Annotated in this window: 8 protein-coding genes; 6 read left to right on the forward strand and 2 right to left on the reverse strand. The window is 43.9% G+C overall.

From position 1 onward, the window contains the following. The first annotated feature begins 575 nt into the window (after window positions 1–575). The 5 genes from FEM33_RS14850 (at window position 576) to FEM33_RS14870 (ending at window position 7,462) form a co-directional block, all read left to right on the forward strand. A complete protein-coding gene (locus FEM33_RS14850; protein ID WP_161597136.1) occupies window positions 576–1,274 on the forward strand; it encodes a porin family protein in 699 nt (232 codons plus the stop codon). A 140-nt stretch (window positions 1,275–1,414) separates the two neighbouring features. Further along, window positions 1,415–2,410: a GRP family sugar transporter gene (locus FEM33_RS14855; protein ID WP_139012812.1), complete on the forward strand. Its 996-nt coding sequence runs from the start codon at window positions 1,415–1,417 to the stop codon at window positions 2,408–2,410. Window positions 2,411–2,445: 35 nt separating this feature from the next. Further along, the gene (locus tag FEM33_RS14860; RefSeq protein WP_139012813.1) at window positions 2,446–3,453 is read left to right on the forward strand and encodes a nucleoside hydrolase; all 1,008 of its coding nucleotides are present in this window, start codon (window positions 2,446–2,448) and stop codon (window positions 3,451–3,453) included. Window positions 3,454–3,778: 325 nt separating this feature from the next. After that, complete coding sequence (locus FEM33_RS14865) at window positions 3,779–5,569, forward strand: T9SS type A sorting domain-containing protein (RefSeq protein ID WP_139012814.1); 1,791 nt, start codon at window positions 3,779–3,781, stop codon at window positions 5,567–5,569. A 315-nt stretch (window positions 5,570–5,884) separates the two neighbouring features. Continuing rightward, window positions 5,885–7,462: a glycoside hydrolase family 43 protein gene (locus FEM33_RS14870; protein ID WP_139012815.1), complete on the forward strand. Its 1,578-nt coding sequence runs from the start codon at window positions 5,885–5,887 to the stop codon at window positions 7,460–7,462. 237 nt (window positions 7,463–7,699) lie between these two features. On the opposite strand, the gene FEM33_RS14875 is transcribed toward FEM33_RS14870, so the two are convergent. Continuing rightward, window positions 7,700–8,437 (reverse strand): SDR family oxidoreductase, encoded by a 738-nt coding sequence (locus FEM33_RS14875; protein WP_139012816.1) that lies wholly within the window; start codon window positions 8,435–8,437, stop codon window positions 7,700–7,702. 155 nt (window positions 8,438–8,592) lie between these two features. Continuing rightward, a complete protein-coding gene (locus FEM33_RS14880) occupies window positions 8,593–10,113 on the reverse strand; it encodes a glycosyltransferase family 39 protein (RefSeq protein ID WP_139012817.1) in 1,521 nt (506 codons plus the stop codon). Window positions 10,114–11,222: 1,109 nt separating this feature from the next. Between FEM33_RS14880 and FEM33_RS14885 the strand changes: the two genes are divergently transcribed. Further along, the coding region (locus FEM33_RS14885; RefSeq protein WP_229214254.1) for a putative Ig domain-containing protein at window positions 11,223–13,209 on the forward strand (1,987 nt) is incomplete at its 3' end.

Below are 13,209 nucleotides of genomic sequence, written 5' to 3' on the forward strand. Positions count from 1 at the left end.
CTTTCAGGCTGTATATTACATATTTTATTTATACACCAAAACAAAACCCGCTTTAACTTTTCCGATTATTTTAATCGGGATCAATCATCATCTGCGCTGATGGCTGTCTGCCTATTTTTAAAGCCATGTATTAAACATGTAAAAAAACAGGACAAGACTCTTTCGTTTCTTTATTTAATTGTATAGTAAATCGGCATTTCATCCTTGTTAAACATTAAATTATTAAGTTGGAAACAGAGGTAAAAAGGAGTATTGTCAAAGATTTTCAAAAGCAATTTTAAACTAATAATAAAGTAACTTAAAGTTGACATTAACAGGATTTGAATAAACTGAATTTCAATAATTATAAAACCTTGTTTAAAAAATTCATAAACTGTAAAACACTTTTATATAATGCCAGAAAACCGGTTTTTTTCTTTGTCTCTTTTCATATACTTAAACACCCTGCCTACAAGAAATCAAGCATTGGAAACCTTGTTCATTCAGGATGACGGACCAGCAAGGAAATCCGGACACGGTCGGTTTGCACGCTTTTTGTGCAGTGAATGAAATCTTACTTATCAGGAACACAAACCATGAAAATTTTGAAAGCACCGTTATGGATTATCCCGGCTATTCTGTTTGTACTTACTTTGACAACAAGCTCCCAAGCGCAGCTGAGTGTGGGCCTTCGCGGCGGCGTCAATTTTGCACATTTCGGGTCCGGCGATCCGGTTCTGAATTACAAGCCGAAAACAGCCCCGGGTTTTGCCTCGTTGTTTCATTACGCCGTCAGCCCTTCGTTCAGTTTTCAGGTCGAGCCCGGCTATGCGCAGTGGAGTGCTCAGATCGCTGAAACACAAACTGCGCCCAATTACATCCGGGAATATGCGTACAGCATATTTTTAAATTACGCTGAAGTGCCTGTTCTTTTTCAGTACAAACCGAACTTCGGAAAGTTGCAGGCCATATTTTCTCTGGGCCCGGAAGCACGGTTTCTTGCGAAGCCTATGAAAGCAAAGACCAAAATAATCCAGTATTACAACGGCCAGGTTACAGACCAGCTTGACAGGACAGATCGTTATACGGGAGATTTCGGTGTGAGAAAATTTGACATCGGGCTTATGGCGGGAATCGGAATTGCCTATCCGGCAGGCCCTTTCAAGATTATCGCAGAAGGACGTTATCATTATGGTTTTACCGATATCTATGGCAATCTGACGGGCAGTTCGTCTTCAGTTTACATACGCGGAATCTCGGCTCATGCAGGTCTGCTTTATCCGATTGGCAAATAATAACAGGAAAACAGGTTCTGTACTTACTGTGTATCAATCCTCTTGATTGTAAATATTAATATAAAAAATGAGGTAAAATTCATGCCGCAAGCCTTTTGATAGAGAATACGATGTGAAAAATCAAATCAACTTCAAAGCGCATGTTTATTATCGAAAGTTATGCATCTGCGGTTATTTTTTGTGTGATCACCATGATTTGTTGGGGTTCCTGGGCGAATACACAAAAACTTGCAGCAAATACGTGGCGTTTTGAGCTTTTTTATTGGGATTATGTTGCCGGCATTTTAATCATTGCAACCTTAATCGGCCTGACCTTGGGCAGCAGCGGAGATCAGGGCCGGCCTTTTCTGGAAGATATTGGCCAGGCAAACCGGGAATCTGTCGGGCTTGCCATGCTGGGCGGTATCATTTTTAATGCCGCAAATATCCTGCTGGTTACGGCCATAGCAGTTGCAGGCATGTCGGTTGCTTTTCCGGTGGGCATCGGCATTGCCCTGGTTTGGGGCGTGGTTGTCAATTATATGAATAATCCGGTCGGCAATTCTTCTCTGCTTTTCATCGGCGTAGCACTGATTGTCGCCGCCATCATCCTGAACGCTTATGCATACCGCCGCAATACGAGTCAGGCCAAAGGCATGTCGGCACGCGGATTGCTGTTTTCGGTAGCTGCCGGCGTATTGATGGGATTTTTTTACAAATACGTTGCTGCTTCCATGTTTGCCGATTTTGCCGTTCCGCAAGCTGGCAAGTTAAGTCCTTATTCGGCTGTTTTCTTTTTTGCTGCCGGTGTTTTCCTGAGCAACTTCCTGTTCAATTCCATTATCATGAAAAAGCCCGTTGAAGGTTTGCCGGTACATTACAGGCAGTACTTTGAAGGAACTTTCCGGAACCATCTGATGGGCATGCTGGGCGGAGCCATATGGTGTATTGGCATGAGCTTCAATATTCTTGCTTCCGGCCAGGCGGGGCCGGCCATTTCGTACGGTCTGGGGCAGGGCGCTACGGTCATTGCAGCGATCTGGGGCATTGCAGTGTGGAAAGAATTCCGGAATGCACCCAAAGGAACATCGCTGATCCTGAATGCAATGCTGATTTGTTACATTGCCGGACTGGGAATTCTTATTGCCGCCAGATAAATAATCCTTTCAATCCTCAATATCCCGAAATTTCAATGAACTATTTTTTACTTGGAATACTGCTTTTCATTCATGTTTATCCGTCATCAGAAAACCGTCCGGATTCCATTGATTCTCCTGCAAAACCGGACAAAATCCGGCTTATCATTGACTCGGATGCCAACAATGAACTGGATGACCAGCATGCACTTGCTTATGCTTTTTTCAGCCGTGACCAGTTTGATCTGGAAGGAATTACAATCAATAATACCAGAAACGGAGGCACGCTGAAAGGCCATTACGACGAGGCGGTAAGAGTGGCTAAATTATGCAATGCATACAATGATGTTAAGATCTACAAAGGCGCATCCGGCAATTATGCAGACATACAAAACCATATCAATGAAGCGGATTATGACGGAAAGGAAGCCGTTGACTTTATCATAAAAAGTGCAAAATCCAGTGATTCCCGCCAGCTTGTGCTTTTACCGATCGGTAAGCTGACCAACATCGCGCTGGCGCTGAAGAAAGCGCCTGAAATAGCCGGCAAGATCCGGATTGTGTGGCTGGGCTCCAACTATCCCGATGCCGGGGAATACAATCTGGATGATGATACGACTTCCGTCAATCCGGTTATTCAGTCACAGGCACCATTTGAAATGGCCGTTGTCAGGAACGGAAAACCTTCGGGAACGGCAGCCGTGTCGGTTACGCCTGCGGAAATCAATGCACGCATGAAAGGCAAAGGCATTGAAGTGGCCAGGGCCGTGGCCGGACGGCATGGAAACAGCTTTACAACCTTTGGCGATTACTCCGCAGATCTCTTTGCACATGCTGATCTGCATGGAAATCCGCCTTCCCGCGCCCTGTACGATATGGCTGCGGTAGCCATTGTAAAAAATCCGCACTGGGCTGAAAAAACGACAATCAATGCGCCTACGCTCTCGGGAAACAAATGGATTGATCATGCCAAAACAGGCAGAAAAATAGAAATCTGGGAAAATTTTAAAAAAGATGAAATACTGGCCGATTTCTACAAAACGGTTGAAAAAAGCGCCAAATAGCGCATTCCATGTTTTACCTTAAAAAAACCCTGCGGAACAATTCCGCAGGTTTTTTTTGTGCGTACTTCAACAGTTTCATAAACAAGACTTCACTTCTCACAAGCAAAAAAGCTAATAATATATTCTACTTATTTAAAATAAAATTAGAAATATTACTACATTTCCAATTAAATATATTCATTTAACCATTTCTCTGATCCTGTAAGTTGCAGAGCGAGCCATGTTCATTGGCTGCTAAACAGTTATGAATTCTGTTGTTTTATAAATACAGCTTTGTACCAGATTCAAAGTCTTTTCATATCTATTAACCATTTCTACAAACGTTATGAAATTTTTACTCAAACTAATCTATGTATGCGGCCTTTTTGGCCTGTTTGCAGCTAAATCAGATGATAATCGCCCTGAAAACCAGTCGGCAGTGGCTTCACAGGTCATCTGTGCGGGAAGAACCTGGACGCATGATGAATTTCTGGGAAATTTTAACGGAAAAGGTGTTTATACCATTATTCATGAAAACAGGATTTACATCCGGTGGGATGGAAACAGTGACCCGTCGCGGATCCGGTCAGCGTTTGACAATACGGCCATATTGCTGCATCTGGATACAAACCGGTTCCCGAATGATGCGCAGGGAAATTACGCCGTGAATCATTGCGTCAATGGGGTTGACCCCAGCACCATGTCAACCGGTTATCTGAAACCGGCAATCGGCAATGCAATTCCATGCAATAACAAGTTAATAACGGATAATTTGCTGCTTGGAACTTACGTTGGCACCGACCGCGTAAAAACATATCAGTTTGCCAGAATTGTCGATGGGCTGCTCCGTATCAACTTTCGCCGGGATTTGAACAATTATAATCCGAACGCATTTTCTCTGGGTCTCATCCAGCAGACCATTGCAGGCGAAAACGGCAGTTATATGAACCCCGACCTCGGCTTTCAGTTAAACTATCTGGAAGTCCAGAGCTGCTTCTGGGGCGATGTGCCCAAATACCCGGATTCGGTTGTGGGCGAAATGCCGAACTGCGCATCCGGCCCCACACTGGGAACGATCAGCAATATTTCACAAACCGGATTGCGCTTTGCCTATTCAGGAAGCGGCGTTCCCAATATAGACTGGAGAATAAAGTCGAACGGCACGATAGTCAGATCGGCAAAAACGGGATCACTTGGCAGTAATACCGTCGACATCAGCTTTGCTTCACTGGCAAGCGGTAATTATGTACTGGAAATCGAGGGCGGCGATTGTGTTTCCAGCATCAGTTCCAAGTCATTTACCATCAGCACAGGGCCGGTCAACTGTCTTGCCGGGCCCAATCTCCTGTCCATTTCCAACATTACCCCCACTTCACTCCGCTTTTTGTTTCACGGAAACGGCGTTCCTACCATCGACTGGAAAATCAAATCGAACGGCACAACCGTACGGTCCGCAAGAACGCCGCAGCTGACCAGTGCGAATGTGGACATCAACTTTGCTTCACTGACCCCGGGAAATTACACCATGGAAATCCAGGGCGGAGATTGCATTTCCGGCGTAAGCAGCCAGAGTTTCAAAATAGCCGAACCGCTTCCGATCCATCTTGTAAGCTTTGAAGGAACTGCATTGCAAAACGGGATTGAACTTTCCTGGACAGTCGTTTCCGAGAAAAATGGTCAGGGTTTTGAAATCTTGCGTCTGGATGAACAGGCAAAAACTTCCGAAGTCATCGGGAAGCTGGCGCTGAGTGAAAAGCCGGCCGGCGAATACAGGTTTGTAGACGCAAATCCGCGTGCGGGCACTAATTATTATCAGTTGAAACAGATTGATACGGACGGGACATTTACAAAGAGCAGGATTATTTCGGTTGAATTTAACCACATTTACGAATTGATGGCAGCACCGAACCCGGCCAGGGATTACATTGATGTATCTTACAGCGCCCGGATAGCAGGCATGTCGGATTTTGATATTTACAACGTGGCCGGCATTCGTGTGTCTTCTTCAAAACAAAGTCTGAAAAAAGGCCATAACAGCAGCAAGATCAACATTTCCGGTCTGGCAGACGGCCATTACATTCTGAAAATATCTTACGGGGATCAAAGTCAGAACCTGCGTTTTATAAAAGTGCATTAACAAAAAGAATCAAAGCTGCCGCTTATAAATACAGTTCATACCAGCCTTTCTGATCTCGCCGGCTTCCCGAACGGAGGCTGCGTGATCAGAAAGGCTTTTTTACATACTGCCTTACAAACCGGAAATTCATGGCATCGCAAGCTTGTCATCTTGGTCGTTTGCCTGCCACTGTGAAGAGACCTCTGATAAGTTTTCCCTTCATGCTTCAGAACAACTTTGGTTAGATTCGGGCTTGTATCTCCTTATACTGGATTAGATTAATACTGTTTTACAATCCTGATTTTAAATAAAGCTCGTCAGCAATCCGGTCAATTCATGAAAAAGTGGAAATTTTCACTCGTCCTTTTATCTCTTTTATCCGTGTCGGCTGTAAAAAGTTTTGCCCAGAAACCCGGTCCCGGCTCGGCTGCCACATACCGGAATCCTGTTATTCCCGGCGACTTTGCAGATCCCTCGGTCATTCTTGTCGGTGATACGTATTATGCCTGCGGAACCTCTTCGGAATGGGGCCCGGCCTACCCTGTTTACAGCTCAAAAAACCTGATTGACTGGCAATACGTCGGTCCAGTGTTTGCCGACTTGCCGGAATGGACTATGGGAAGTTACTGGGCACCTGAGCTTTTTTTTCGTAACGGCACTTTTTACGTTTATTATACTGCCCGCCGCAAAACTGACAAACAGTCGTTTATCGGGGTTGCCAGCACAAAGGACTTGAAAAAAGGATTCAAAGATCACGGTATAATCATCGAATGGACAAAAGAGGCAATTGATGCATTCATTGTTGAAGACAGCGGGAAATTGTTCATCACATGGAAAGCATACGGGCTGGACAAAGACAGGGGAATTGAAATACTTGGAGCCGAGCTGTCAAGTGACGGCTTGAAAGTCACAGGCAAGGAATTCAGTCTGATAAAAGCGGATCCTGCGGGCTGGGAATCCGGAGGCGCGGAAGGACAGGCCATTTTCAAGAGAGGAAAATACTGGTATATGCTTTATTCCGGAAATGCCTGCTGCGGAGAAAAATGTAATTATCAGGTGGGGTTTGCAAGAGCTGAAAAACTGACGGGTCCGTGGACCAAGTATGCAGGAAATCCGGTCCTTTTCAGCGATGAATCCTGGAAATGCCCGGGGCACGGAACGGTGGTGGTGACGCCGGATAACCGGTATTTCTATCTGCATCATGCGTACAGCGGAACCGATTTTACATTTACCGGCAGACAAGGTATACTGAGTGAACTTACATGGGACGACACGACCGAATGGCCGGCTTTCAGGTACGGAAAAACGCCTCCGGTTCAGGCGGAAATGCCGTTAGCGGCAAGTGCTCAGACCAGCCCGGAACTTCGTAACAAGGGTGATAAAAATAGCATTGAACCGCGCTGGGTTTATGATGTAAGTTTTCCGAAACCGGTATTCACCGAGCAGAACGGTTCCATCCAGATTGAAAACAACAACCCTATTCCAGCCGGCAACTTTATCGGATTGACGGTTGAAAAAGGCAATTATACTTTCTCCGCAGCAGTAAAACCCGTTAAAGACCTGATGCAGAATATTGTTATTTACGGCGATGCAAATAATGCACTGGGTTACGGGATCCAGCAACATGAAATTAAATTGTGGCAGGTAAAAGAAGGCATTTTTGAAATACTCAAAACACAGGAAATTTCAGAAAAATACAATCATGTCCAACTGAATCTGCAAAGTCGTAACGGCCGCTTTTATGAATTCAGCTGGAACATAAAAGGCCAGGAAACAGGCGTTGCGGCACATGCTTTTCAGATGCAAGCGCCGTGGCTGCCGCGTTGGGACCGAGCGCCCAGAGTCGGCATTAATGTATCAGGAAACAAAGCTGGCAGGAGTGAGATAAACGCCGTGAAAATGAAATATGATTAATGGGGTCCAGACCGGTAAATGCGTAATGCCATCAGGAATTACAGGTTGTTTTACAGTAAAGGAAAATCCTTTGGCATTTAAGCACACCAAAGGATTTTTCCTGTTTATACATTCTAGAAAATGACTTTAACAAAACAGTTGGATTTACAAGCTTTGGAATGCTGCTTTGTATCAATTCCTTATTTTCCCAACAGCTCCAAGCTGAGAGCCAACTGCTTGCTGATCGCCCGCAGCTGCTCACCAGGAATTCATCTGCTCAAACAAAGCTTCACGTTTGGACCTGAGTCCCGCAGCCTGGCCGATTGCTGCTTCCAGTTCATCATTTTTTATGGCTTTCATCGCGCCTGCAATAAATTCCTGAACCGGAATCCCGCCGTGTGACTGGCTTTTATCTTCCCGCCTGTCGTGACCGAGTTCCGTATCAACAGCCGGCGGTGCAATTTCAAATACTTTGATTCCGGTTTGTTTTAACTGATGCCTGAGCGATAAAGTCAGTGAATGCATGGCAGCCTTTGTAGCGCAATAAACGGGCATAAAGGCCAGCGGCGCAAAAGCCAGCCCGGACGTTATATTAATGATTGCCGCATTTTCCTTTTCAGCAAAATGAGGCGTAAATAATGAAGCCAGATGAACCGGTGCAATAAAATTGGTTTCGGTTTCGGTACGTACTCTTTCCAGATCAACTGGTGATTTCAGATCGGTGACGAGCTGTATGCCGGCATTATTGATAAGCATGTTTGTTTCCGGGTAATTCTGAAAAACCCATTCTGCCAGCCCGGCTCTTTGCGCTGCATCCGATACGTCTGAAACCCTGGTTATAATTTCCGGTAATTTATTTTTAATGGCTTCAAGCCGGTCTTCCCGTCTGCCGGTTATGATTACACGATTTCCTTCTTTTATAAATTCTTCTGCAAATGCCAAGCCAATTCCGGATGTACCGCCGGTTATCAGAATTGTGTTTCCTGTTACGATCATTTTTTGATTGATTTATTTTAAACCGATTGCTGCAAACCTGTTTGTAGAAAATGTAATGCCATCGCAATGGACAATTTTGTTCAGGTCCATTTTTATTTTGCAGCAACCGGGTTTTGATTCTTCAACCTGGAATTATAACATGCATAAAATAGCGGCTAATCCCATTTATTTTCTTCCATATCACTTTTCAGGATCTTGTTAATGGAGACTTTGGCATCCAGCAAAACGTAAACGCTTGTGCCGCATTCACGGGCATACTGATTCCTGATTTTACCGACAAGAAATATATTTTCAAACAGTGGTTTTTCTTTTTCTCTGCTTTTATCATCGTCATCCGCAGATTGTACCAGAATAATATTTTTAACTTCTTCCTGCAACGGAAACCAGTTGATGTAATCGGCATTCATTGTAACTGCACCGATATTCCTGAATCTGGAATAATAATTGATTGCGCCGGCCTGACCGTAATTATCGCAAAGTACAAGCGTGTGTTTTTTATCACTTATTTCGGCATAACTGGAATCCACTATTTGCGCCAGCTCACGCCAGCCGAGCATATCCGCATAATCCTGGGGAAGTTTATGATCTTTTCCGTCTTCCCAGCGCAGCAGACCCAGCTTTTTGAACAACGTGGAATCACTTGCAATTGCAGACGGATCTTTTATCGGAAATGCTACGCGGAACATTGGAATGAAAAGAATTAAAATGAATATAACCGAGGCGGGACGCAGCCACAATAATCTTTTTATGAAAACTTTTTCAAGGTAAACCGATCCAAATGCAATGAAAACTGGATACAGCCCGACCGCATAATAACTTTTAGCACGTAAGTATATAAAAAGCGTCAAAGTGAATACAAAAGACCAGAAAAACACTTGATATTTTTTGAATGGCGGATAAATAAAAAAGGAAATAAATGCCGCCAGTATAATGAACAGGGATGCTGTAAAGAACAGTAACTGCTCTTTTAAAAACCCCGGTCTGCTTACATTTACAAGCTGCGTTTCAGCCAGCAGTTTCATATGGTGTATAACTGGAAAATTATTCTGAAACTGCCAGATCAGATTGGGAGAAATGATTAAAAGCGCGGTAAATGCGGCTGTGTATAAATGTTTATTGTAAAAAAGTTTCCGGTGGTTTGTTATCCAAAGTGCAGGCACAAGCCCTGCTACAAGGAAGACAATATTGTACTTATTCAGAAAGCTGAATCCAAATACAATTGCCGCAATGTAAAGCCATTTATTCCGATCAGTCTTCAGGTAATAAAGTACCGAATAGTAAAATAAAGTCCAGCCAAGTATATCCACGGAATTAGGCTGAAAAAGCATGTTCATTCTTAATAATGCAGAGAATGTAATGGCAGTTGCACCTAAAATCAGCGCAAAAACATTTCCACCCAGCAACCCGATGGTTTTCCAGATTACAACCAGTGTCAATGCTCCGTACATTGCCGGAAAAAACCTCACCCAGAATTCGGAATTTCCAGATTGCAAAATGATAAAAGAGTTCCAGGACGTAAAAGGCGGAACAGACAAATAACCCCATGCAAGATGTTTTCCCTGGTCAAGATGCAGGTATTCGTCGCGATGCAAATCATAGCCCGGCGCAATGATAAGGTAATGCAGCACAAGCTTTACAATAACAAATAAGCTGAGAATCAGTGTTCTTTTATTCAAGGCTGAACAGGTTCAAAAATCAATTCCATTTATTAAGCGGCATTGCGCCCGACTTTACTTATTCAAACAGCCGAACGGGCTTGTAATCAGGACTTCCTGCCGGGCAATAATACAAAGACAGCAGCATTCCGCATTTTGAAAACATACCCGGCAAGCTCATTCCGTTTCACAAATTGTTCAGATACCAATCATTTTATTAACCGGTAAATACGCGATCAATTCCACCGGTTTTATAAAGAATATTGATCCAAATAGACAAACTTATTCACATGGATTTTCAGGTTATTTATTATACGGCAATACACTTTGACAAGTGGATTTCATACGTCAGATTCGATTGATTTGATAACAAATAATCATGCTGTAAAATCAACTAATTACTGCAATACATCCATGTAAATATTGGCCCGGGACACTTTATATTAAACTATTTACATGGATAGATGTACTACAAATCAAGCAATTTCTAGCGAACATAAACAAGCCGTATATAAACTAATTTTACAAAATATTTATTGGTTAATTGTTTTTGATGTAGTTGCTGCGCGAAGTATATTTAAGCATCCATTGTTGTTAAAATAATTATATTTTATATTTATATCTTATTGTAAAATAATAAAATTTGTTTGCTATTTACTTACCATTATTTAATTCTTAATTAGTAAATTTGCGAGCAGTCCAGATTGCAACCCCTGATTTGATTGATAGTATCTTCTGTTAAATTGTCAGAATAAAGTAAACATCTATTTACCGATTACTTTATTCTAAAATCATAACCCATATCCATAATAATTATAAATTAGTTATTGCAGTGCATTGTGTTTATCACAATTCCTGTATACTTCGTTAACTATGTCCATGAACTTAATTTTGATTTTATGTATTTGTATATCGTTTGTGTTTGTTTGTCATTGTTCATTGTTACCTGACATTTCTTTTCATTTAAATATTACTTCAGTTTTTCAAATCATTTTACTCACTTTCTCTTCATCCTTTTCACAATATCTACTCAATTAGTTATGAAAAATGTTTTCTGTTTTTTTAATAAACACTTGCACTTATACCCCAGGTATTGGTCTTTGTTTATAAGCATCGGAGTATTGATCAGCATGCAGTCTGTTGCATGGAATTCTGTTTCCGGTGTTACAAAAAAAGAGGTAAAGAAAGGAATCAAACCTAGCCTGGCGCCCTGCTCACCGATCAGCAGCCTTACGTGTGAAGAAATCAATGTTCCATTGCCTTATGTACTGAACTTCACCGGTTCGGAAGGCGGATTAACGGATGTAAATAATTTAGGTACGGGTTTCAAAATGGCCGACGCTTATTCCGGCGTCAGGAATGCTTCGGACGGAACGCCAACTTCGGGTACGATCGGTTACGAACCTTCCCGGCTGACGATTGCACAAGGAAGACTGACCATTGCGGCAAACAGAGGGCTTGGTTTTACAACCAGCAATAACCAGATCAATGCTTTGGGTGTCGGATTCCAGGCAAATGGAAAACTGACCTTTGAGACTACAATCATAAATCCATTCAGCGGCACCGGCTCGGAACAAGCCGGTTTATGGGCCGGCCTGAACGATAAAACTTTTTTAAAGCTTTCGGTTTCGGCTAACAAAGTAGAACTGCGCAAGGAAGTAAACGATGTCACTTCTTCCAGTTCCCCTTCCACCAACCCTGACCAGCGCATTACAAGCACTATTTCCGGGCTCAACAATCAGACGGTCAGGTTACGTATTGTTCTGGACTTCAATACCAATACTGCAGAAGGTTTTTATTCAACGGACGGTGTTACTTACCAGAATGTCGGTGCAACTTATACAAGTGCTTCCAACCCGGCTGCCATCAATGTAGAAAGCATGGCTTTGTCCGGAAAAACCATGTATGCAGGTATTTATGCATCAAAACGGAATACTACGGTTTCAGCTTCGGTCGATTATACCTTTGAAAATTTTTCTGTCAACAAGCAACTTTACCCAACTGTTTCGGCGCCCTACCGGATTAATGCAGGCGGTATCAAACGTACGGTTGGATCAAGTGTTTTTAATGCCGATGATACCTATGCGATTGTTCCGGGAGTTGTTGCCAATTCCAGTTATACCCTGAGCGGCGTAACGGTTCCGGAGCTTTATTATGAGCGCCGCCTGGGAACAAAACTCAGCTATTACCTTCCGATTGCAAACGGCCGGTATACGGTCAGGCTGCATATGGTAGAAAATTATCATGCTGCCAGCGGAAAACGGATTTTTGATGTTAATCTGGAAGGTAAAACGGTTTTGGACAATCTGGATTTATTTGTTGAAGGCGGTAACAAGAATAAAGTTGTTGTTATTAAATCTCTGGAAACATATGTTACAGACGGTGCCCTGAACATTGACTTTAATGCTTCGGTTGACAACGCCATGATAAATGCGATAGAAATCCTGCCCAGTGTTTCCGCTAATCAGCCGCCGGTTATCACGGTTATTGAAAACAAACTTACTCCTGTCGGCAGCCCTTTTACATTTATAGTTCCGGCCAATACATTCATTGATCCCGAAAACGATCCTTTGACATTGAGCGCCACTCTGACAGACGGTAAACCCTTGCCTTCGTGGCTGTCCTTTAATGCCGCCAGCCGTACTTTCAGCGGCACGCCCCTTTCGGCGGCTGTTTACCCGGTACGCCTGACTGCCACCGACGGCAAGTCGCCGGCGGTGAGCACCGAGTTCACCATCACGGCCTCGGCCGTCAACCGCGCGCCTGTGGTGGTCACTGCCGCCGAGGCCCAGCCTCTGACGGCCGGACAGCTCTTCTCGTTTATGACCGGCAGCTTCTCGGACCCCGACCAGGGCGACGCTCTGACCTATACGGCCTCGCTGGCCTCGGGCGCTGCTTTGCCGGCCTGGCTTCTGTTTGATGCCCAGACCCAGACTTTCAGCGGCACGGCCCCTGAGCAGGCTACTACGCTTTCAGTCCGCATCACCGCCTCGGACAAGGCCATGGCCACCGCTTCCAGCAGCTTTACGGTGACTGTCACGGCAGCACCGGTGATTGTGGCCTGTGCGCCCATCAGCACGCTGCCCTGCGAAGAGATCGCCGTCAGTTTGCCTTTCC

Origin of the sequence: Dyadobacter flavalbus (assembly GCF_006149045.1) — a bacterium.
Classification (GTDB): Bacteria; Bacteroidota; Bacteroidia; order Cytophagales; family Spirosomataceae; genus Dyadobacter; species Dyadobacter flavalbus.

Excerpts from the sequence above, each read along its gene's own strand:
- FEM33_RS14850 (WP_161597136.1), top strand. The coding sequence starts at position 576 with ATGAAAATTTTGAAAGCACCGTTATGGATTATCCCGGCTATTCTGTTT.
- FEM33_RS14855 (WP_139012812.1), top strand. The coding sequence starts at position 1,415 with ATGTTTATTATCGAAAGTTATGCATCTGCGGTTATTTTTTGTGTGATC.
- FEM33_RS14860 (WP_139012813.1), top strand. The coding sequence starts at position 2,446 with ATGAACTATTTTTTACTTGGAATACTGCTTTTCATTCATGTTTATCCG.
- FEM33_RS14865 (WP_139012814.1), top strand. The coding sequence starts at position 3,779 with ATGAAATTTTTACTCAAACTAATCTATGTATGCGGCCTTTTTGGCCTG.
- FEM33_RS14870 (WP_139012815.1), top strand. The coding sequence starts at position 5,885 with ATGAAAAAGTGGAAATTTTCACTCGTCCTTTTATCTCTTTTATCCGTG.
- FEM33_RS14875 (WP_139012816.1), bottom strand. The coding sequence starts at position 8,437 with ATGATCGTAACAGGAAACACAATTCTGATAACCGGCGGTACATCCGGA.